Source organism: Stenotrophomonas sp. GD03819 (assembly GCF_029841665.1).
Lineage (GTDB): Bacteria > Pseudomonadota > Gammaproteobacteria > Xanthomonadales > Xanthomonadaceae > Stenotrophomonas > Stenotrophomonas geniculata.
In genome coordinates, this window is the sequence record NZ_JAOCEW010000039.1 from 1 (window position 1) to 20,630 (window position 20,630).

Sequence of the window (20,630 nt, forward strand, 5' to 3'; positions counted from 1 at the left end):
GCCTCGCCCCAGCTCCGGAACTGCTTCAGTCCCTGGAACAAAAAAAGCCCCGGCAATCACCGGGGCAACATGCTGCGAGGGTTTCGCGTGCAGCGGGGGAGCGGGGGCGAAGCCCCCGCGCTCAACACACCGCTTTAGAACTTGAAGACGTACGAAGCGCCATAGACCAGCGGATCGATGTTGACCGTGCCGATCTTCTCGCCGTTCAACTTCACCTTGCTGTCGATGTCGATCCAGCGCATGTCCACGCGCAGCGCGCCCTTCTCGCCGATCGCGAAGTCCACGCCCGCATGCGCGGCCAGGCCCCACGAATCCTGCAGCTTCAGGCGGCTGTCCTTCAGCGCACCGGTGGTGTCTTCGCTGAAGAAGGTCGTGTAGTTCACGCCGGCACCGATGAACGGCGACACCTTGCCCTTGCTGTTGAAGTGGTACTGAACGGTCACCACCGGCGGCAGCTGCTTGGTGCTGCCCACGCGGCCCAGGCCATTGATGTTGATGTCGTGCTTGAAGGGCAGCGCGGCCAGCACTTCGATGCCCAGGTTGTCGGCGATGAAGTACTCACCGGTGATGGTCGGCTTGACGTCGTTGTCGACGTCGACCTTCAGCGTGTGGTTGGCCAGCCAGCCGTTGTTCGACTTCGGGGCCACCTGGTGCACGCCGGCGGAAAGGGTCCAGTCGCCCTTGGACTGGGCCATGGCCGGGGCGGCGGCGAGCGACAGGGCGGCGGCCAGGCTGGCCACGATCAGGGGGGAGGTCTTGCGCATGGGGGTGATCTCGTTGCTGGGTGGATGTGGCCAGTTTCGGCCTCACATCGCGCTAACGCTTTGATCCGGATCAAATCCTGTCTGCCGGCCCGCCGCCCGCCGGGGCTGGCCCGCGGTGGCCAGCCCCGGTTTGCTAGACTTGTGGGCCCTATCCATCCCGCCGCACCCGTCGCGGCCGCAGGAGCTTGAGAACATGGCAATCAAGGTTGGTATCAACGGTTTCGGTCGCATCGGGCGTAACGTCCTGCGCTCGGCGGTGCTGAACTTCGGCGACGACATCGAAATCGTGGCCATCAACGATCTGCTGGAGCCGGACTATCTGGCGTACATGCTCAAGTACGACTCCGTGCACGGTCGTTTCAAGGCCGACGTGGCGGTGCAGGGCAACGACCTGCTGGTCAACGGCAAGAAGATCCGCCTGACCCAGGAACGCGACCCGGCCAACCTGAAGTGGAACGAAGTGGACGTGGACGTGGTGATCGAGTCCACCGGCCTGTTCCTGACCAAGGAAACCGCGCAGAAGCACATCGATGCCGGCGCCAGGAAGGTCATCATGTCGGCCCCGTCGAAGGACGATACGCCGATGTTCGTCTACGGCGTGAACGACAAGACCTACGCCGGCCAGGCGATCGTCTCCAATGCTTCGTGCACCACCAACTGCCTGGCCCCGCTGGCCAAGGTCATCAATGACAAGTGGGGCATCAAGCGTGGCCTGATGACCACCGTGCATGCGGCTACTGCCACCCAGAAGACCGTCGATGGCCCGTCCAACAAGGACTGGCGCGGTGGCCGTGGCATCCTGGAAAACATCATTCCGTCGTCCACCGGTGCGGCCAAGGCCGTCGGCGTGGTCATTCCGGAACTGAACAAGAAGCTGACCGGCATGAGCTTCCGCGTCCCGACCTCGGACGTGTCGGTGGTCGACCTGACCGTCGAGCTGGAAAAGGAAGCCACCTACGCCGAGATCTGCGCCGAAGTGAAGGCACAGAGCGAAGGCCCGCTGAAGGGCATCCTGGGCTACACCGAAGACAAGGTGGTGGCCACCGATTTCCGCGGCGAGACCTGCACCTCGGTGTTCGACGCCGAGGCCGGCATCGCCCTGGACGGCACCTTCGTCAAGCTGGTCACCTGGTACGACAACGAGTGGGGCTACTCGAACAAGTGCCTGGAAATGGCCAAGGTCGTCGCCGCCAAGTAAGGCCGGCGAAGATCGCACGCGGACCCCGGCCTGGCCGGGGTTCGTCGTTTATGGGGGCAGCCCTGTCGTAGCATTGGCCGGTCGACCGCTGCCGCTGGGGCGCGGGATTGCAATGGAAGCATGCAATGGAAGCATTGATCGCCCTGGTGGTACTGGTCCTGCTGGCCATCCCGCTGCTGCTGGTGGTGGCGCTGGTGATGATTGCCGGCCTGCGCCGCCGTGTGGCCGCGCTGGAAGGTGCCCTGGCCGCCGCGCCGGCCGTCCGGCCGGTTGCAGCCGAGCCTGCGCCAGAACGGGCTGCGCCCATGCCTGCGGCCGGCGCCGATCCGCCGTTCCTGCGGCCGGTGGCGGCTGCCGCACCGCCTCCGTCCCAGCCAACGCCGCCGCCGGTGCGCGAAGTGGTGCCTGCAGCAACGGAGGTGCCGCGCCCGGTCGCACCGCCGCCGGTGCCACACGCGCCGTTGCAGCCGCCGTTGCCTTCCGAACCGGCGCTGCCCAACTTCATCGAGCGCGGCATCGGCGCGGTCAAGCGCTGGTTCACCGAGGGCAACGTGCCGGTCAAGATCGGCATGCTGGTGCTGCTGGCCGGTGTTGCCGCGCTGTTGAAGTACGTCAGCGACCAGGGCTGGCTGGTGCTGCCGATCGAGCTGCGCCTGGCCGGTGTCACCGTGGGTGCGCTGGGCCTGTTGGCGTTCGGCTGGCACCAGCGCGAGCGCCGGCGCCTGTTCGCACTGGCGCTGCAGGGCGGTGCCATTGGCGTGTTGCTGCTGACCATCTTCGCCGCATTCAAACGGTTCGAGCTGCTCAACCCCGGGTTTGCCTTCGCCAGTTCGATCGCGCTGGTGGCCGGCCTGTGCGTGCTGGCGGTGGTGCAGAACTCGCGCACGTTGGCGGTGCTGGGCATCCTCGCCGGCTTCATGGCACCGCTGTGGCTGTCCACCGGCAGTGGCAACCACGTGGGGCTGTTCAGCTACTACGCGGTGCTCAACGCTGGCATCTTCGCCATCGCCTGGTTCCGTCCGTGGCGTGCGCTGAACCTGCTTGGCTTCGCTTTTACCTTCGGCATCGGTACGTTCTGGGGCGTGTTGCAGTACGCGCCGGACAAGTTCAGCAGCACCGAGCCGTTCCTGCTGCTGTTCTTCGCCTTCTACCTGTTGATCCCGCTGCTGTACGCGCGCCGGCAGCCCGCCGGGCGACGTGACCTGGTCGACGGCAGCCTGGTGTTCGGCACGCCCTTGGTCGCCTTCTCGATGCAGGCGGGCATGCTGCACGAGCAGCCGATGACGCTGGCGCTGTGCGCGCTGGGCCTGGCGGCGATCTACGCCGTACTGGCGCGGGCACTGATCGCGCGCGCGTCTTACACCGTGCTGGCGCAGTCGCATGCGGTGCTGGCGGTGGGCTTCGCCACGCTGGCGGTGCCGCTGGCATTGTCTGCGCGTGCCACCGGCGCGGTGTTCGCGCTGGAAGGTGCGGGCCTGGCCTGGCTGGGCCTGCGCCAGAAACGCTGGCTGCCGCAGGTGTCCGGCGCGTTGCTGCAGATCGGTGCTGCGTTCGCCTTTGTGGCCGGCGCCGACCACTGGCTCGAAGACGCACGCTTCCTGCTCAACCCGACCGCCATCGGCGCGTTGCTGCTGGCCATTGCCGGCTTCGCGTCGGCGTGGAGTTACCAGCGCAGGGAGCGCCATGAGATCGCACTGGTCTACTACCTGTGGGGCCTGCTGTGGTGGCTGGGCGGCCTGGTGCACGAGATCTTCCGCTTCTTCCCGCACCGCACGCAGGCCGATGCGTTGCTGGTGCTGGTCGCGGCCACGGCCTGGCTGGCGGCTGAAATGCAGCGCCGCCAGCCGGCACGCGCGCTGGGCGTAACCGCCCTGGCGATGCTGGCCCTGGGCTTCCCGCTTGCGCTGATGCAGAGCGATGCGCACCAGCAGCCGTTCGCCGGCTATGGCGCACTGGCCTGGGCGGTGTTCGCGGCGCTGGGCGTACGTACGTTGCTGTGCCTGCGCCAGGGCGGCAACACCGTGGCACGCATCGCGCAGTTCCTGTGGTGGCTGCTGTGGCCGTCGCTGCTTTCGTTGCTGGCCCTGTGGGGCGGCGGCGAGGCCGGGCTGGCACAGGGCTGGACGCTGCTGTTGTTCGCGCTGCCGTGGCTGCTGATGGCGGCGCTGTCGTTGTGGCGCTGGGATGCACTGCGCTGGCCGTTGGGGGCTGCCTTCGACAGCGTGCGCCTGCCGTTGCAGTGCGTGCTGTTCGGCCTGCTGTCCGCAGGCTGGCTGTTCGGCCAGTTGCTGCCGGGTGACGCAGCGCCGCTGCTGTGGCTGCCGGTGTTGAACCCGGCCGAGCTGGGGCAGTGGTTGAGCCTGGCGCTGCTGGCGCGCTGGCTGTACAGCGGGCAGGCGCCGCAGGCACTGGTGAAGATCCGGCTGCCGCTGTTGGCATTGGCCACCTTCGTCGCGCTGACCAGCCTGGTGCTGCACGGCGTGCATCAGTGGGGCGGCCTGTCGTGGAGTTCGTCGATGATGCGTTCCAGCCTGGCGCAGACCAGCCTGACCGTGCTGTGGAGTGTGCTCGGCGTGATCGCCTGGGTATGGGGTTCGCGCCGCGGCCAGCGCGTGTTGTGGATGGTCGGTGCCGTGCTGATGGGTGTGGTACTGGCCAAACTGGTCATTGTTGATCGCCAGCACCTGGGCAACCTGCTGGGCATTGCATCGTTCATCGCCTACGGCCTGCTGTGCACGGTCGTGGGTTATCTGGCACCGGCACCGCCGAGCGCGGCGCCGACCGTGGAGGAAAAACAATAATGAAGACGTGGAGCAGGGCGCTGCTGCCGGCGATGTTCGGCATGCTGGCCGCCGTCACCGCACAGGCCGCCGATTACCGTACCCAGTACGCCGAACAGTGGCCGCTTACGTTGTCCAGCGCACAATCGGGTGCCTACCGTGTTGTGCTGGAACCGGCGATCTACCGTCGCGCCGGCAGTGCGGACCTGGGCGATGTGCAGGTGTTCAATGCCGCCGGCCAATCGCTGCCGTCGGCATTGCTGGCGCCGGATCAGCCGCTGGCACAGCCGCCGGTGCAGCGTGAGCTGCCGTGGTTCGCGTTGCCGCCACTGGCCGAAGCACAGCGCAACGACCTGCAGTTGCTGACCGAGCGCGATACCGATGGCCGTGTGCGTCGCGTGGAAGCCCGCGTGAGTGGTGGTGCGGCGGCGAGCGGGCAGGGTGGCTGGCTGATCGACGCCAGTGTGCTGGGCCAGCAGCCGCTGGCGGCGCTGGTGCTGGATTGGGCTGACAGTGGCCAGCCGTTGCAGGCTCAGGTGCAGCTGGACGTCAGCGACGACCTGCAGCACTGGCGTGCGATTGGCCGCGACATTCCGCTGGTGGATCTGCAGCGCGCCGGCAAGCGCCTGCTGCAGCGCCGCCTGCAGGTGGATGGTGAAGCGCGCTATCTGCGCGTGCTGGCGCAAGGCGATGCGCGTCTGCCGACGCTGCGCAGCGTACTGGCCGAGCTGCCGCCGGCACCGGCGACGCTGCCGTGGGAATGGTTGTCGCTGGAACCGACCTCGAAGGGCAAGGGCGAATACACCTTCGAGATGGATGGCCGCTTCCCGGCGGCACGTGCCGACGTGGCCAGCACCGACAACAGCCTGGTGCAGTGGACATTGTTCAGCCGCGATGACCAGAGCGCGGAATGGCAGCGCCGCAGTGCACCGTGGATTGCCTATCAGCTGCAGCAGGGTGCGCAGGGCCAACGGCAGCAATCGGCCGCGCAGCCGCTGGGCGGGGTGCATCGGGATCGCTATTGGAAGCTGGTGGCGAACCCCGCCGAAACGGCCACCGCACCGACCCTGCGCCTGGGTTACCAGCCCGAAGTACTGGTATTCCTGAGCCAGGGCGCGGCGCCCTACGCGTTGGCGGTGGGCAGCTCGACCGCGCGCCGCACGGAGGCGCCGATTGGCGTGCTGATCGAGGAACTGCGGTTGCGCAACGACCCGTCGTGGCAGCCGACGCTGGCGCGCCTGGAAGGCAGCCCGGAGCCGCTGGCCGGCGACGCGGCGCTGAAACCGCAGCACGATTGGAAGTCGTGGTTGCTGTGGGCGTTGCTGGGTCTGGGTGTGCTGGTAGTGGGCGGCCTGGCGGTCAGTCTGCTTCGGCAGAAGCCGGCGCCTTCGGCGTAGATTCCGGCGAACGGCGCAGCCCCTCGTGGGTGGGCGGTTGGTCGCGTAAAGCAAAAGCCGTGCTTGGCCGGGCGGGGTGGGTTCGCGGGGGACGCCGTGAACCCGTCCTTGGGGGCTTGGCCGCGGCATCCATGCCGCGGACACCCCTGCCACCGGACCCACCCCGCCTTCGACAGATTTCCGCGATCTGCCGGCAAAGCCATTGGGGTCAGATCCGTTTTCCGCAGGAAAACGGATCTGACCCCATTTTGTTTGTCGATATCTGACAGATGTGTCGACCAAGGTCGACACCCACCAACGGCCGCGGGAAACTGTCGAAGGTGGGGCGGTGTCTGATTGCGGGGTGTCAGCCGCATGGATGCGGCTGCCAAGCCTACAGGGACGTACTTGCGGCGTCCCCGCAATCCGACACCGCCCCACCAAACCACGAATCACCCCAGAGCCGGCTGTTGCCTTTGACGTTGCACTGGCTTGCAGCGGGTGCAGGGCGCAGCCCTGCCGACTCCCCCGCCGGGGTAAACTAGCCGGATGGCTTCCCGTCCCGCGCACGACCTGCTTCAACGCGTCTTTGGTTACGACGATTTCCGTGGTCCCCAGCAGGACATCGTGGAGCATGTGGCTGCCGGTCACGATGCCCTGGTGCTGATGCCCACCGGCGGTGGCAAGTCGCTCTGCTACCAGGTGCCGGCCCTGCTGCGTGACGGATGTGGCATCGTCATCTCGCCGCTGATCGCGCTGATGCAGGACCAGGTCGAAGCCCTGCGCCAGCTCGGCGTGCGCGCCGAATTCCTGAACTCGACCCTGGACGCTGAAACGGCCGGCCGCGTCGAACGCGAACTGCTCGCTGGCGAGCTGGACATGCTTTATGTCGCCCCGGAGCGGCTGCTGACCGGCCGCTTCCTGTCGCTGCTGTCACGCAGCCGGATCGCCCTGTTCGCCATCGACGAAGCGCATTGCGTGTCGCAATGGGGCCACGACTTCCGCCCGGAATACCGCCAGCTGACCGTGCTGCACGAGCGTTGGCCGCAGATCCCCCGGATCGCGCTGACCGCCACCGCCGATCCGCCGACCCAGCGCGAGATCGCCGAACGCCTGGACCTTCAGGAAGCACGCCACTTCGTCAGCTCCTTCGACCGCCCCAACATCCGCTACACCGTGGTGCAGAAGGACAACGCCCGCAAGCAGCTGACCGACTTCCTGCGCGGTCACCGTGGCGAGGCCGGCATCGTCTACTGCATGTCGCGGCGCAAGGTCGAGGAGACTGCCGAATTCCTGTGCGGCCAGGGCTTCAACGCCCTGCCCTACCATGCCGGCCTGCCGCCGGAAGTGCGCGCTGACAACCAGCGCCGTTTCCTGCGCGAGGATGGCATCGTGATGTGCGCCACCATCGCCTTCGGCATGGGCATCGACAAGCCGGACGTGCGCTTCGTGGCGCATACCGACCTGCCGAAGTCGATGGAAGGCTACTACCAGGAAACCGGGCGCGCCGGCCGTGATGGCGAAGCCGCCGAAGCCTGGCTGTGCTACGGCCTGGGCGACGTGGTGCTGCTCAAGCAGATGATCGAGCAGTCCGAGGCCGGCGAAGAACGCAAGCAGCTGGAGCGGGGCAAGCTCGACCACCTGCTGGGCTACTGCGAATCCATGCAGTGCCGCCGCCAGGTGCTGCTGGCCGGTTTCGGCGAGACCTATCCCCAGCCCTGCGGCAACTGCGACAACTGCCTGACGCCGCCAGCCTCGTGGGACGCGACCATTCCAGCGCAGAAGGCGCTGAGCTGTGTCTACCGCAGCGGCCAGCGTTTCGGCGTCGGCCATCTGATTGACGTGCTGCGAGGCAGCGAGAACGAGAAAGTGAGGCAGCAGGGCCACGACAAGCTGAGCACCTACGCGATCGGCCGCGACCTGGATGCGCGCACCTGGCGCAGCGTGTTCCGCCAGCTGGTCGCCGCCAGCCTGCTGGAAGTGGACAGCGAGGGCCACGGCGGCCTGCGCCTGACCGATGCCAGCCGTGACGTGTTGACCGGCCGCCGCCAGATCAGCATGCGCCGCGACCCGGCCAGCAGCACCAGCGGACGCGAGCGCAGCGCACAACGCACCGGATTGTCGGTACTGCCGCAGGATCTGGCCCTGTTCAACGCTCTGCGCGGCCTGCGTGCCGAACTGGCCCGCGAACAGAACGTGCCGGCCTTCGTGATCTTCCACGACAGCACCCTGCGCAACATCGCCGAGCAACGCCCGACCAGCCTGGATGAACTGGCCCGGGTCGGCGGCATCGGCGGCACCAAGCTGAGCCGCTACGGCCCACGCCTGGTCGAGATCGTGCGTGAAGAGGGCTGACGGTATCGCGTTGCCGCGCTGCGCGGCCGCCGGGCATGGCCCCAATGGCGCACGGGCGCCCCGATAGAGCCGAGCCCACGCCCGGCTGCCTCTGCGCGAACAGCAGCCGAGCGCGGGCTCGGCTCTACGCTGGTGCAGGTCCAACCTTGAACCGGCCATTCAGCCGGAAGTGCATCCACAGCCGCTTGCGGCTAGATTAGCGCCATGTCCCTCGCCTCGACCCTGCTCCGTGTCGTGCTCATGCTCAGCCTGTTGCTCAACGGGCTGAACGCGGCCATGGCCAGTGGTCACGAGGAAATGGGCCGGATGGCCCACGCGGTAGCCGCCCTTGATGGCGGCGATGCCGACTGCCACCACCACGCCGCCATGCAGGCCGACGAGGCCCCACAGGCCAAGGCCCCCGCCCACGACGCCCACTGCCAGATCAAGGACTGCGTGCGCAGCTGCGCCCAGCACCCGCTGCTGGTGGTGCAGCCGTTGCCGTTCATGGCCGGACCGGCGCTGTCGCTGGCCCCGCAGCCGATGCCGGCCACTGGCCGGCCGGCGCCGCCGCTGCCGCCGATCTCCCGCCCTCCCATCGGCTGATTCCACACGCACCGTGCGCCCTGCGCACCGTAGCCGGCGGCCTGCCGGCGTCTTTACGTGTCTGGAGTCACCACCATGAATACCCGCATTCCCCCCGGTCCGGGCGCTGTGCCCATGCCGTCGCGCCGCCTGTTCGTGCAGGGCCTGGCCGCCGGTGGCGTGGTTGCCGGCATCGCCGCTGTCGGCGTGCCGCAGCGCGCGCTCGCCGCCGCCACGGCCGCCCCACGCCTGGCCGGCGCCCCTGCCGTGCTCAGCGACACCCGCATCGAATTGGCCATCGGCGAATCGCTGGCCAATTTCACCGGCCGCACCCGCCCGGCGATCACCGTCAACGGCTCGCTGCCGGCCCCGATCCTGCGCTGGCGCGAAGGCCAGACCGTGGATCTGTTCGTGCGCAACACGCTGGACCACCATCCGACCTCGATCCACTGGCACGGCATTCTGCTGCCAGCCAACATGGACGGCGTGCCCGGGCTGAGCTTCAACGGCATCGGCCCCGGTGAGACCTACCACTACCACTTCGACCTCAAGCAGTCCGGCACCTACTGGTACCACAGCCACTCGATGTTCCAGGAGCAGGCCGGCCTGTACGGTGCGCTGATCATCGATCCGGCCGAACCGGCGCCGTACCACCACGACCGCGAGCACGTGATCATGCTGTCCGACTGGACCGACATGGACCCGGGCGCGCTGTTCCGCCGCATGAAGAAGCTTGCCGAGCACGACAACTACTACAAGCGCACGCTGCCCGACTTCCTGCGTGACGTGAAGCGCGACGGCTGGTCGGCCGCGTTGTCCGACCGTGGCATGTGGGGGCGGATGCGGATGACGCCCACCGACATCTCCGACATCAATGCGCACACCTACACCTACCTGATGAATGGCACCGCGCCGGCCGGCAACTGGACCGGGCTGTTCCGCAGCGGCGAGAAAGTGCTGCTGCGCTTCATCAACGGCGCCTCGATGACCTACTTCGACGTGCGCATTCCCGGCCTGAAAATGACCGTGGTCGCCGCCGACGGCCAGTACATCCATCCGGTCAGCATCGACGAGTTCCGCATCGCGCCGGCCGAAACCTACGACGTGCTGGTGGAACCGACCGGGCAGGATGCGTTCACCATCTTCTGCCAGGACATGGGCCGTACCGGCTTTGCCGCCGGAACGCTGGCAGTCCGCCATGGCCTGCAGGCACCGATTCCCGCGCGCGACCCACGCCCGTTGCTGACGATGAGCGACATGGGGCACGACATGGGTAGTGGTGGCCATGGTGGCCATGACATGGCCGCGATGAAGGGCATGGAAGGCGGCTGCGGCGCCAGCATGGGCCACGACGGCGATACCGCCAGCAGGGCACCGAAGCACCCGGCCAGTGAGCGCAACAACCCGCTGGTGGACATGCAGAGCTCGGCCACCGAACCGAAGCTGGACGATCCCGGCATCGGCCTGCGCGACAACGGTCGCCAGGTACTCACCTACGGCGCGATGCGCAGCCTGTTCGAGGACCCCGATGGCCGCGAGCCGAGCCGCGAGATCGAGCTGCACCTGACCGGCCACATGGAGAAATTCTCCTGGTCGTTCGACGGCATCCCGTTTGCCAGCGCCGAGCCGCTGCGGCTGAACTACGGCGAACGCATGCGCATCGTGCTGGTCAACGACACCATGATGCAGCACCCGATCCATCTGCACGGCGTGTGGAGCGATCTGGAAAACGCACAAGGCGAATTCCAGGTGCGCAAGCACACCATCGACATGCCACCCGGTACACGCCGCAGCTACCGCGTGCGCGCCGACGCGCTCGGCCGCTGGGCCTATCACTGCCATCTGCTGTACCACATGGAAGCGGGCATGATGCGCGAAGTGAGGATCGAAGAATGAGCCGCTCACTGCTTTCCCCCAGCCTGCTGGCCTTGGGCCTGGCCGCCGCATTGCCGGTGTTCGCGCAGTCGCACGCGGGCCATGACATGGGCGCGATGAACGCGCCTGCGAAGGCCACGAAGTCCGCGAAGACGCCTGCCGAACCGGTCGATCATTCGAAGATGGACCACTCGACCATGGATCACTCGAAGATGAACCACGCCGCGATGCAGCCGGCGACGATGGACCATTCCGCGATGGATCATTCCACGATGGAGCACTCCAGCATGGATCACGCGGCGATGGGTCACGGCACGCCCGCACCCACCGAACCGCGCGAGCCGATCCCGGTTCCGACCGACGCCGACCGCGCTGCCGCCTTCCCACCGATCGCGCATGGCGCGATGGAACACGCGCCGGAGATCAACAGCCTGCTGCTGATTGACCGCCTCGAACACTGGGACGGCAAGAGCAGCAACGGCCAGGCCTGGGAAGCCACCGGCTGGATCGGCGGCAACATCAACCGCCTGTGGCTGCGCACCGATGGCGAACGCAGCCGTGGCCGCACCGAATCATCGTCGCTTGAAGCACTGTATGGCCGCAGCGTGTCGCCGTGGTGGGACGTGCTGGTCGGTGTGCGCCAGGACTTCCGACCGGCCGACTCCCGCACGTGGGCGGCGATCGGCATCCAGGGCCTTGCGCCCTACAAGTTCGAGAGCTCGGCCACGCTGTACATGGGCTCCGGCGGCCAGGTGCTGGCCAAGGCCGAAGTCGAGTACGACGTGCTGCTGACCAACCGCTTGATCCTGCAGCCGCTGCTGGAAGCCACGGTGGCAGCCAAGGATGAACCGGAGTACGGCATCGGCCGTGGGCTGAACAAGGTCGAAGCCGGGCTGCGACTGCGCTATGAGTTCAGCCGCCGCTTCGCGCCGTACATCGGCATCAGCCACGAACGCAGTTTCGGCGACACCGCCGACTATGCCGGTGACCACGCGCGCGACACACGTTGGGTCGCTGGCGTGCGCATGTGGTTCTGAGCAGCGTTACGTGAGCAGTGGCCAGCCCCGGCAGCCGCCGGGGCCGGCTACACTGCGCCACGTTCCAATGCAGGCACCGCCATGTCGTTGCAGATCCGCCGCGCCACCCTCGCCGACGTCGACACGCTTTCGGCAATCGCCATCGCCACCTACACCGAGACCTGGGGCGACTCGTATCCGCCGCAGGACCTGCACGATTTCCTGCAGGATCACTACAGCAGCGAACCGCAGCGCATCGAACTGTCTGACCCACGCAGTGCCATCTGGCTGCTGACGGACGGTGACGCCGTGGTCGGCTATCTGGCCGCCGGTGCCAACACCCTGCCGCACACGGATGCATGCGAGGGCGACATCGAACTGAAGCGGTTCTACATTCTGGCTGCACACCAGAACGGCGGCCATGGTGCACGCATGATGGACGCGTTCATGGCCTGGCTGGACCAGCCGCAGCGCCGCACCCTGTGGGTGGGCGTATGGGAAGAAAACTTCGGCGCGCAGCGTTTCTACGCGCGCTATGGCTGCAGCAAAGTGGGCGAGTACGACTTCATCGTCGGCGATACCCACGACCGCGAGTTCATCCTGCGCCGGCCGTGATCATGCGGCCCCTGTAGCGTCGAGCATGGCTAGACGCTACAAAGAGCGAAGCGGCTAGAAGTCGAACAGCTCCGACAGGAAGCTGTCCTTCTTCTTTTTCTTGTAGCCGCGACCGTACTGCTGGCCACGGTTGTCCTCGTAGCGCTGGCCCAGATGGCGGGTGTCACGGTGCATCACCGGCGGCGGCGCGGCGGCCGGCTGCGACTGCGCCGGGGCGGGCGGCGGTACCGCACTACCCGCACCCGCGCGCTCGATGATCTTGTCCAGCTCGCCACGATCCAGCCAGACACCGCGGCAGCCAGGGCAATAGTCGATTTCGATGCCATGGCGTTCGGCCATCTGCAGGGTCTGGGTCTTGCACACGGGGCACAGCATCGGCATTGCTCCTCTCGGTCTGGTTTCGACTCTACCTGCCCTGTGATGACTGTGCGGCAACACATGACCGAAGGCACAGGGACTTCCGGCGCGTGCCAGCGTGCCCGGTCCCTTCCACACTGCATGCTGGTTCCGCAGGGAGTGCGAGCATGACCGTCCTGTCCCGCCTGCCCAGCGCCGCGCGCCTGCTGCTGGTGCTGCTCGGCGTTGGCGTTGGCCTGAATCTGCGCGACATCGCAGCCGCCGCAGGCACGCCGATTCCCGCCTTGCCCATTGCTTACGGCGGCAGCCTGCTCGACAACGCGCTGGCCGTGCTCGTGGCACTCCTGCTGGCCGCGCTGCTGCGGCCACGCGGGATGGGCCTGATGGCCAGCCTGGGGCTGCGCGGCAACGGCTGGAGCGGCCCGATGTGGGTACTGCTGGCCAGCCTGCCCTGCTGGCTGGGCCTGGCGCTGCTTGGTACACCGAACAAGGCACTGACCGTACTGGATGCCACCATGCTGGCAGCGCTGTTCCCACTGGCCGAGGAAGTGCTGTTCCGCGGCCTCGGCTTCGTGCTGCTGGTGAAGATCGTGCGCGCCCCTTGGCCATGGCTCGCACTGCCGCAGGCGCTGTTGTTCGGCATGGTGCACTGGCTGGGCTTCGGCGGGTTCGACGGCGGCGGCCTCGCGCTGTTCGTCGGGGCGGTGATCGCCCTGGGCGGCTTCATCTTCGCCTGGCTCGACCACCTCGACGGTGACACCTTGTGGTGCGGCTTGGTCCTGCACGTGTCGATGAACCTGGCCTGGAACGTGTTCAGCCTTGATGACGCCGTTGCACTGGGCTGGCAGGCCACCGGCCTGCGCATCGGCACCGCCCTGTTCGCGGTCGCGATCCTGGCCTGGCACGTGCATCGCCGGCGCCAGACGCGGTTGTAACGCCCACTTAGCTTGCCGTGCACGCCGGGATCACTACCGGCTTGCGCATACTTGCGCGCCTTTCGCTCCCCCTGTTGTCCGGAGTTGCCGCGTCATGTTGCTGTCCAAGCGCTTTGTGGAACCGCGCGTCCTGCTCATCGAGGACGCCGAGGAAACCCAGGAACTGAGCCGTCTCGCCCTGGAAAGCCAGGCCTGCCAGGTCACCGCTGTCAGCAGCGCCGAGGCCGCGCTGGGCCTGCTCAACGCCGGTGAACCGTTCGACCTGCTGTTCACCGACGTCTGCCTGGGCGGCATCAGCGGCATCGAAACCGCCAACCGCGTGCGCGAGCACCTGCCGCAGCTGCCGATCCTGGTCACCTCCGGCATGGATCAGCATCGCGTGCTGCCGCAGCTGCGCGCCGGCATCCACTTCCTGCCCAAGCCATACAGCATGAGCGAGCTGCTCGATGCCATCCGCCTGTGCTTCCGCCACGCAGCGGATGCCGCACTGATGCCGCCGCCGCGGGCCAGCGCGGCCTGAGGGGATCATCCACGCATGGCGTGGATCTACTGATTCCGTTTCTCGTCGGCGTGGACCCACGTCAACAACCCCGGTAGATCCACGCCATGCGTGGATTGAACCTGCGATCAACCGCTGCTGTACGGCCCGCTACCCGGGAACACCTTCAGCAGCGCTCGGGTGATCATGTCCGGGTAGACCGTGAAGTGATCCTCGTCATCGATCACCATGTTCTCCACCTTCAACGATCGCCCGCTGCTGCGCAGCTGCTCGGCGAATTCTGCGTTGTGGCGCAGCATGTCGTTGCGGGTGAAATAACGCGGTTCGGGCTTGACCGTTTCAAAGCTGCCCACCGACAGCACCACCGAGGTCGGCTGCGCCGGCGCCTTGGCCTCGGCCTGCATGCGCGGCACCCGGTGGTCGTCGAACCACAGTGATGGGCTGGAGAGGATGTAGGTGCGGAACATGTCCGGGCGCGTGGTCAGCACATAGGCGCCGAACAGGCCACCATAGGAATGACCCGCATAGGCGCGCCGCGCCGGATCAGTGCGGTAGCGCGCATCGATCATCGGCAGCACCCGCTCGGCGAGGAAATCGCGATAGTGCGCCGCGCCGCCGTAGCTCACGTCATCGCTGTAATCACGCGGATCGGTACGCGCCGGGTCGCTGGGCGTGTAGTCGCGCGAGCGGCTCTGCTTGGAGGTCAGCCCTTCCTGCGGCGGTAGCCCGACCAGGATGAAATCCTCCAGGTTGACACCCTTCTGGCCCACCAGGTTGCGCACGCTGCGCACCAGCGGGAAGCTGTACAGCGCGTCGGTCACGTACAGCACCGGATAGTGCTTTTCCGGATGTGCGGCGTAGTCGGCCGGCAACGCCACCCAGACCGGATAATCGCGGCCGATCGGATCGTGCACGCGCAGCGCTTCGGTATCCGGCAGCACCACGCCCGACACAGCGGCGGCCGGGCTCTCCTTCGCTTCACTCTGCGCTGCCGGCGGCGCCACCGACATCGCACAGCCGCTCACGGCCAGGCAGGCCGCCACACTCCATCCACGCACACGCTGCATCCACACGCTCCCATTGCGGGCGGCGCACCGGATGGCGCCGCTGCCGCATCCTTGCATGGTGCGCAACCCGCTGCCAGTGCGGTCAGGGCGAGGCCGGCGGCGCCGGGAACAGTGTGCGCAGCGCCTGCAATGCGGCCGGATGATAGATCGTAGCGTGGGTTTCTTCCGGCAACGGCAGGTACTTCACCAGCGGCGACGGTGAAGCCTGCTGCAGCAACTCGGCCAGTCGTGCAGTGGATGCGGCCAGCTCCGGCTGCCCACTGCTGGCCAGGAATACGCGCGGCAGCGCACGCGTCTCCGCCGGCAGTTGTTTGGCCGCGCCGGCCAGCATTGCGCCACGGTTCCACCACAGGCTGGGGTCCAGCGCGATGTAGCTGTTGAACAGCGTCGGCTCCTGCAGCAGCGTTTCGACCACGAACAGGCCAGCCAGCGACTCGCCGATCAACGCGCGTTCGTCGGTGGTCGGGTAGCGCTGGCGCACCTGCGGCATCAGTTCATCGCGCAGGAACGTGCGGTAGGCCGCCGAGCCACCAATGCGTGGCGCGATCTTCTGGTCCTGCGGGTCCTTGCTGGGGCCGGTCATGTCGCGGCGGCGCTCGGTGTTCTCGATGCCGACCAGCAGGAACGGGCGCATGCTGCCGTTGCCGGTCAGCACCTGCACCAGCCCAGCCACATGCAGGAAGTCCTCGCCGATGCCGCCGTCGGGCATGTAGAGCATCGGCAGCGGCGTTTTCGGGTCCAGACCCCATGGCTGCGGGCGGTAGACGTTGATGCGGCGGGTTTCGCCCAGCGCCTTCGATTCGATGGTGAAGGTCTCGCCGATGACCAGAGGCAAGGCGGCAGCGGGCGGCGCGGTTTCGGCGGCCATCAGCGGCGCGGCGGAGACAGCGGACAACAACAGCGACAGCACGATCAGACGCATGGGGCGGTCCATATTGGGAAAGCGCTGAGCATAGACCGCCGGAGGCACTGTCGTTCGCGGCACTTTGCCGATCGACCGGAACTGGAGCACCATGGAGTCGGTGATGGTCATGCAACGCGCACCATGGCTCACGGACTGGTCACCGCCACGCTCATATCCACAAGGAGGTTCCCATGTTGAGCGTATTGATCGCCACCGCCCTTGCCGCCGCCTCGCCTCAGGCCAGCAGCACTCCGGCAGCATCCGCAGCGTATGCGGACTGCCTGCTCGCCCACCTCCAACCGGGATTGTCCGACCACGCGATCCCGCTGCTGCAGCAGGCCTGCGTCGCGAAGCATCCGGAGAGCTACGTCGCATATTCAGAACTGGAACGCCGGATCAGCGCGCAGCGCCGGGCTGACTTTGACGCGGCTCAAGCGGAAGCCGTGCGTTCCGCGAACGCGGCAGCGACGGCCGCACAAGAAGCTGCCGACGCGGCGGCCGCGAAAGCCAAGGGAATGCGGACGAAGTAGAGGCCCTGGACCAGGCAACAAAAAAGGCACCGCATTGCGATGCCTTTCTGAATGACCTGGGTCATTGGATGCAATGGTGGGCCGTGAAGGATTCGAACCTTCGACCAAAAGATTAGAAGCCATTGGACAATCGCATTACCTTCAATGCGCTATGTCGTTCCGCCTCAATCTTCGAAACTGACATTTGAATTCCTTGAGCCACATAGGGCGAGGGAATTTGCGGAACGGATTTCCAACCCCTCCAGCGACCTCAACAAGGCCCACTCCATCTGCCCGAAAGGCGGATCAAGGTCGGTCTTGGCCAGCCGGTTTCCCCTGACCTTCTCCCGCCAGGCTTGGATCCTGGCCACGTCCTCCCGCAGTCTATCCTCGCGCATAGCCACCCATAGTTCGACGCCGGCCCGTCCCCGCTCATAGCTGCTGCGCCAGCGGAACGGTCCGCCCGGGCCATGCCTGTGCCGGTCCAGCGCGGCAATCCAGGTTTCGTTGTTTACCCACGGGGCCATAGCCACGACCCGCACGCTTTGGGAGTCGATCACGTTCAGCGGGCCATCCGGCCGGCTGGCGAACCTGATCGTCCAGTGGAAGTTGGGAGAAGCGTCATGGCCGGCAGCATACGGCCGATCGTCGCGAAGACCGCGATCACGTCGCCGACCTGCCTGTGCCGCCAGGCGAAGGAATTGTTAAGGGCTGCATCGGCGATCTGACGAAATCGTCGATTTGCCCAGATACCAGGGTCGACTCTGGGCCGGCACGCCGCTGCTCAGGCGCAGAAGGGCAAAACCGCCATCGCCCCGGAATGACCAATGCTCACCTCGTAATGGAATAGCCCCGCTGTGCAGGGGCTATTCCAGTGACCAAGAGAAACTACAGCGCTAACGAGAATTTCAGCGAATCATATACTGGACATGACAGGTCTTGGCAGCGCCGGCACCGCTACAAGTAATAGCTTGCACGGAGCCAGATGATGGACCAGACGAAGTCATCGTTGCACCAAGGCCGTGCAGGTACGTGACCATCTGCCCCAGGTTCTCTCCATTGTAATCCGTCCACTCCCCTTGCACCTGCTGGATGTCAGAAGGAATCAACTGACCTGCAGCAGTACGCTCACTACCGACTTCGCTCTGGCCGTTCTGATACTCAAGATTCACAATAACCGTAACGTAGGATCCATCTTTGAACACGATCCGCATCAACAGTCGGGCTTGGTCGCGAAGTCCCGTGTAGTTGGTCACGTGTTGGAGAAGATCAGACATCGCTGTCAAAACGTTGGCACCAACTATTTTTGTGATCACGCCGGTACTTCCAGCTGCCGACTCCACCATCGCACGCAAGTTGTGATCGCCGACGTAATCGTAGGCGGTCTTGGCAGACGCACTTGGATTAAGACCCAAGACATCAACTGGGACGATATAAGTCGGCCGCAGAGTACCGCCGCCCTCAACCATCACCTGATGCCCACGCCTAACCTCCTCGACAGCTCCAGAGGGTGGCGTCTGACGCTGCACTACAGGACCTGCAGCACGGGGAACAACGCCACCACCACCACCACCAGTGCTGTCATATCCGATGTAGTACTGCTGGATCAAATTGGCGGAAACGTTGTACACAAGGTGTGTTCCCGCACCCAGCCTTACTGCTTCATTGCGGAAATCAAGGTCCTTGGTGCACGTATCGCACCGAACAGCTTTCGCCTCGACAGCGGGAGCAAAAGAAATGAACCCCACCAGCGCAAGAAACCCAGCAAAACAGCCCTTCAACACGACCTTCTCCTTGGCAAAAATGCGATCTCTGTCACTTCCGAAGTAGACCACCAAGCCTACTTCTCTCTAAAGTGACAAACCGATGCTACATCGAATGAATTGATCGCGCATCCGAACATCCAGCGCCGTATCACGTTTCAAACTTACTTTTCATGCATCAACATTCCGTCGCGCATGCCAGTGCACAGCTTCTGGCATGTGACCGTGATCAGGGCGGAGTGGCACATGGGCGCAATCTGACACGTCGCCTCGTTCAGCCGCCGTGAGACCGTAGCTTAGTGTCCGGTCACATGAATAAGCACGAACCTGCCAGCTACGAACCTCGCGGATTCCTACGCCCACGTTATCCGGTGACCACCGCGAGTCCCAGCCGTCCATGCTGGTCATCAGCGCATTGCCGAGCATGTCCGGAGAACCTCCAATTCTGCCCCTGCTGCGTGACTTGGGACTCAGCGGGTTGAAGCCGCTGGCGAACCGGCCGCTGACGTTCAAACGGCACGGCAAGCAGAAGGGTGCGGTGATCGTTCACACGGCGCTGCTGGATGAGTGCGGCCAGCTGCTGAGCAAGGGCCAGCTGCGAAGACGATTCGATGCAGCGCACGCACTTGCAGGCGTTGCCAAGGCGGCATCCCAGTTCCGGGATCTGCGGGCTGAGGCCGGCACTGACAAGGCAGACGCGGCGGCGGACATTCGCCCCGACGAAGTGATCTTGCGGAAACGATCGGCGATTGCGGAAAAGAAAAAGGGTTCCGGATTGATCCGAAACCCTTGTATCGCAATGGTGGGCCGTGAAGGATTCGAACCTTCGACCAAAAGATTAAAAGTCTTCTGCTCTACCGACTGAGCTAACGGCCCATTGCACTGCCCCAGCCTTTCGGCGGGGTGGGCATTCTACCCTACTTTGCCGGGCCGGGTGAAACCCTGGTGCGTCGAGGTTGCCAGCCAGCGGCCGGCACTACCCGATCTGGACCGCCGGCTTAAACCTTCCGGGCCGCCGTCGCATCCCATCTGTGATCCTTCCCCGGAGCCACGGATGCGCCTGCCCCTCTGCCTCGTTGCCGCCCTGCTGCTGCCCTGCGCGGCACTGGCCGCCCCGCCCCAGGTCGTCACCGACGACATCGGCCGCTTCTGGGCCACCTATGACGCGGTGCGCGCCGAGCCCGACGTTGAACGCCAGGCCGCACTCGTGCAGGAGCGCTACATCGATCCAGGCAGCCCCGGCCTGCATGCGCTGATGCAGGTCCGCAACTATAACGCCCGCGAATACGCCGAGGCCATGCGCGCGTGGCCGCGCTTCTGGACGTCGGTTCGGCCGTTGACCGCCAACGCGCAGCAGGCCAGCGCCACACTGGAACGGGATCTTTCCAAATTCCGGGCGCTCTACCCGGCTTTGCGTCCGGCCACCATCACCTACGCAGTCGGTGTGCTGCGCACCGGCGGCACCACGCTGGGTGACAAGGTGCTGATCGGTGCCGAGATGGCGCTGGGCGATGAGCGCGTGGACGTGAGCGAACTGCCGGAGAAGATGCGCGACCGCCTGCGGATCTTCTACGACAGCCGGCCGGGCGCGAACAACGCGCAGAACAACCTGCACGAGTACGTGCACACGCAGCAGCGCGAGACCACCGGCAGCCTGGCCCAGTACGCGGTGCGCGAGGGTGTTGCCGAGTACGTGGCCGAACGGCTGAGTGGGCGTCGGCCGGCGCTTCCGCTGTACAGCTACGGGCCCGCGCATGAGGCGGACATCCGCACGCGTTTCATTGCCGAGATGGACGGGGGTAACCTCGACAACTGGCTCTACAACAGCGCCCGCAATCCATTCGGGGTGAGTGATGTGGGGTACTACGCTGGGTACCGTATCGCGCAGGAGTACATGCGCCAGCAGGCCGACGAGAAGGCCGGTATCGCGCGGATGATTGAGTTGGACTATGCCGATCCGAAGGCAGTGCGGGCGTTTATTGACGCGTCGGGATGGTTGCAGCAGCGGTAGCGCCTGGCCATGCCTTGCGGGCCAGGGTGTGCGAACCAAGGT

At 65.9% G+C, this 20,630-nt stretch carries 18 protein-coding genes and 1 tRNA gene; 12 read left to right on the plus strand and 7 right to left on the minus strand.

The genetic code is table 11. The features are described from left to right. Positions 1–134 precede the first annotated feature (134 nt). Positions 135–764, minus strand: coding sequence for an OmpW family outer membrane protein (locus N5D45_RS18945; protein WP_019338734.1), 630 nt, complete (start codon positions 762–764; stop codon positions 135–137). 193 nt (positions 765–957) lie between these two features. Here N5D45_RS18945 and gap point away from each other — a divergent pair, with 193 nt between their 5' ends. The 8 genes from gap to N5D45_RS18985 all read left to right on the plus strand — a co-directional run bounded on the left by gap (position 958) and on the right by N5D45_RS18985 (position 12,543). Continuing rightward, entirely contained in the window at positions 958–1,962 is a 1,005-nt protein-coding gene (gene gap, locus N5D45_RS18950; protein WP_010484083.1) for a type I glyceraldehyde-3-phosphate dehydrogenase, read from the plus strand. Positions 1,963–2,087: 125 nt separating this feature from the next. Beyond that, positions 2,088–4,763, plus strand: a complete 2,676-nt coding sequence (locus N5D45_RS18955; protein ID WP_228354736.1) for a DUF2339 domain-containing protein — start codon at positions 2,088–2,090, stop codon at positions 4,761–4,763. Beyond that, on the plus strand, positions 4,763–6,139 hold the full coding sequence (locus N5D45_RS18960) for a DUF3999 domain-containing protein (protein WP_010484085.1): 1,377 nt from the start codon (positions 4,763–4,765) through the stop codon (positions 6,137–6,139). Before N5D45_RS18955 ends, N5D45_RS18960 begins: the two co-directional genes overlap by 1 nt. A 528-nt stretch (positions 6,140–6,667) precedes the next feature. Beyond that, a complete protein-coding gene (gene recQ, locus N5D45_RS18965) occupies positions 6,668–8,473 on the plus strand; it encodes a DNA helicase RecQ (protein ID WP_197656808.1) in 1,806 nt (601 codons plus the stop codon). A gap of 204 nt (positions 8,474–8,677) precedes the next feature. Further along, entirely contained in the window at positions 8,678–9,058 is a 381-nt protein-coding gene (locus N5D45_RS18970) for a CopL family metal-binding regulatory protein (RefSeq protein WP_197656807.1), read from the plus strand. Between the two features lie 75 nt (positions 9,059–9,133). Continuing rightward, positions 9,134–10,933 carry a copper resistance system multicopper oxidase gene (locus N5D45_RS18975; protein ID WP_164194240.1) on the plus strand — a complete coding sequence of 600 codons (1,800 nt, stop codon included), beginning with the start codon at positions 9,134–9,136 and terminating at the stop codon, positions 10,931–10,933. Continuing rightward, positions 10,930–11,949, plus strand: a complete 1,020-nt coding sequence (locus tag N5D45_RS18980) for a copper resistance protein B (protein ID WP_057503044.1) — start codon at positions 10,930–10,932, stop codon at positions 11,947–11,949. The genes N5D45_RS18975 and N5D45_RS18980 overlap by 4 nt, the downstream gene beginning before the upstream one ends. A gap of 81 nt (positions 11,950–12,030) precedes the next feature. Beyond that, positions 12,031–12,543, plus strand: coding sequence for a GNAT family N-acetyltransferase (locus N5D45_RS18985; protein ID WP_071306460.1), 513 nt, complete (start codon positions 12,031–12,033; stop codon positions 12,541–12,543). 54 nt (positions 12,544–12,597) lie between these two features. On the opposite strand, the gene N5D45_RS18990 is transcribed toward N5D45_RS18985, so the two are convergent. Beyond that, a complete protein-coding gene (locus tag N5D45_RS18990) occupies positions 12,598–12,918 on the minus strand; it encodes a zf-TFIIB domain-containing protein (RefSeq protein WP_057503042.1) in 321 nt (106 codons plus the stop codon). A gap of 149 nt (positions 12,919–13,067) precedes the next feature. Here N5D45_RS18990 and N5D45_RS18995 point away from each other — a divergent pair, with 149 nt between their 5' ends. After that, on the plus strand, positions 13,068–13,835 hold the full coding sequence (locus N5D45_RS18995) for a CPBP family glutamic-type intramembrane protease (RefSeq protein ID WP_134959312.1): 768 nt from the start codon (positions 13,068–13,070) through the stop codon (positions 13,833–13,835). A gap of 94 nt (positions 13,836–13,929) precedes the next feature. Beyond that, positions 13,930–14,355, plus strand: coding sequence for a response regulator (locus tag N5D45_RS19000; RefSeq protein ID WP_019337551.1), 426 nt, complete (start codon positions 13,930–13,932; stop codon positions 14,353–14,355). A gap of 107 nt (positions 14,356–14,462) precedes the next feature. Here the strand turns inward: N5D45_RS19000 and N5D45_RS19005 are convergent, their stop codons facing one another. Both N5D45_RS19005 and N5D45_RS19010 read right to left on the minus strand, forming a co-directional pair. Continuing rightward, positions 14,463–15,401, minus strand: a complete 939-nt coding sequence (locus tag N5D45_RS19005) for an alpha/beta hydrolase-fold protein (protein ID WP_071306458.1) — start codon at positions 15,399–15,401, stop codon at positions 14,463–14,465. Between the two features lie 82 nt (positions 15,402–15,483). Next, a complete protein-coding gene (locus N5D45_RS19010; RefSeq protein ID WP_197656804.1) occupies positions 15,484–16,323 on the minus strand; it encodes an alpha/beta hydrolase-fold protein in 840 nt (279 codons plus the stop codon). A 173-nt stretch (positions 16,324–16,496) separates the two neighbouring features. Here N5D45_RS19010 and N5D45_RS19015 point away from each other — a divergent pair, with 173 nt between their 5' ends. After that, positions 16,497–16,835 carry a hypothetical protein gene (locus tag N5D45_RS19015; protein ID WP_057503038.1) on the plus strand — a complete coding sequence of 113 codons (339 nt, stop codon included), beginning with the start codon at positions 16,497–16,499 and terminating at the stop codon, positions 16,833–16,835. A 164-nt stretch (positions 16,836–16,999) separates the two neighbouring features. Here N5D45_RS19015 and N5D45_RS19020 read toward each other — a convergent pair whose 3' ends face one another. The 3 genes from N5D45_RS19020 to N5D45_RS19030 all read right to left on the minus strand — a co-directional run bounded on the left by N5D45_RS19020 (position 17,000) and on the right by N5D45_RS19030 (position 19,453). Beyond that, the gene (locus tag N5D45_RS19020) at positions 17,000–17,374 is read right to left on the minus strand and encodes a hypothetical protein (RefSeq protein ID WP_134959308.1); all 375 of its coding nucleotides are present in this window, start codon (positions 17,372–17,374) and stop codon (positions 17,000–17,002) included. Positions 17,375–17,722: 348 nt separating this feature from the next. Beyond that, positions 17,723–18,649 (minus strand): hypothetical protein, encoded by a 927-nt coding sequence (locus tag N5D45_RS19025; RefSeq protein ID WP_279939471.1) that lies wholly within the window; start codon positions 18,647–18,649, stop codon positions 17,723–17,725. A gap of 728 nt (positions 18,650–19,377) precedes the next feature. Then, positions 19,378–19,453: transfer RNA gene (locus tag N5D45_RS19030), tRNA-Lys, on the minus strand. Between the two features lie 178 nt (positions 19,454–19,631). On the opposite strand from N5D45_RS19030, the gene N5D45_RS19035 reads away from it, so the two are divergent. Beyond that, positions 19,632–20,588 carry a DUF2268 domain-containing putative Zn-dependent protease gene (locus N5D45_RS19035; protein ID WP_279939467.1) on the plus strand — a complete coding sequence of 319 codons (957 nt, stop codon included), beginning with the start codon at positions 19,632–19,634 and terminating at the stop codon, positions 20,586–20,588. Positions 20,589–20,630 lie beyond the last annotated feature (42 nt).

Bases quoted from the DNA above. Each gene is read 5' to 3' on its own strand.
- N5D45_RS18985 (WP_071306460.1), top strand. From the start codon at position 12,031: ATGTCGTTGCAGATCCGCCGCGCCACCCTCGCCGACGTCGACACGCTT.
- N5D45_RS18990 (WP_057503042.1), bottom strand. From the start codon at position 12,918: ATGCTGTGCCCCGTGTGCAAGACCCAGACCCTGCAGATGGCCGAACGC.
- gap (WP_010484083.1), top strand. From the start codon at position 958: ATGGCAATCAAGGTTGGTATCAACGGTTTCGGTCGCATCGGGCGTAAC.
- N5D45_RS19015 (WP_057503038.1), top strand. From the start codon at position 16,497: ATGTTGAGCGTATTGATCGCCACCGCCCTTGCCGCCGCCTCGCCTCAG.
- N5D45_RS18970 (WP_197656807.1), top strand. From the start codon at position 8,678: ATGTCCCTCGCCTCGACCCTGCTCCGTGTCGTGCTCATGCTCAGCCTG.
- N5D45_RS19010 (WP_197656804.1), bottom strand. From the start codon at position 16,323: ATGCGTCTGATCGTGCTGTCGCTGTTGTTGTCCGCTGTCTCCGCCGCG.
- N5D45_RS19035 (WP_279939467.1), top strand. From the start codon at position 19,632: ATGCGCCTGCCCCTCTGCCTCGTTGCCGCCCTGCTGCTGCCCTGCGCG.
- N5D45_RS19005 (WP_071306458.1), bottom strand. From the start codon at position 15,401: ATGCAGCGTGTGCGTGGATGGAGTGTGGCGGCCTGCCTGGCCGTGAGC.
- N5D45_RS18995 (WP_134959312.1), top strand. From the start codon at position 13,068: ATGACCGTCCTGTCCCGCCTGCCCAGCGCCGCGCGCCTGCTGCTGGTG.
- N5D45_RS18945 (WP_019338734.1), bottom strand. From the start codon at position 764: ATGCGCAAGACCTCCCCCCTGATCGTGGCCAGCCTGGCCGCCGCCCTG.
- N5D45_RS18980 (WP_057503044.1), top strand. From the start codon at position 10,930: ATGAGCCGCTCACTGCTTTCCCCCAGCCTGCTGGCCTTGGGCCTGGCC.
- recQ (WP_197656808.1), top strand. From the start codon at position 6,668: ATGGCTTCCCGTCCCGCGCACGACCTGCTTCAACGCGTCTTTGGTTAC.
- N5D45_RS18960 (WP_010484085.1), top strand. From the start codon at position 4,763: ATGAAGACGTGGAGCAGGGCGCTGCTGCCGGCGATGTTCGGCATGCTG.
- N5D45_RS19000 (WP_019337551.1), top strand. From the start codon at position 13,930: ATGTTGCTGTCCAAGCGCTTTGTGGAACCGCGCGTCCTGCTCATCGAG.
- N5D45_RS18975 (WP_164194240.1), top strand. From the start codon at position 9,134: ATGAATACCCGCATTCCCCCCGGTCCGGGCGCTGTGCCCATGCCGTCG.
- N5D45_RS18955 (WP_228354736.1), top strand. From the start codon at position 2,088: ATGGAAGCATTGATCGCCCTGGTGGTACTGGTCCTGCTGGCCATCCCG.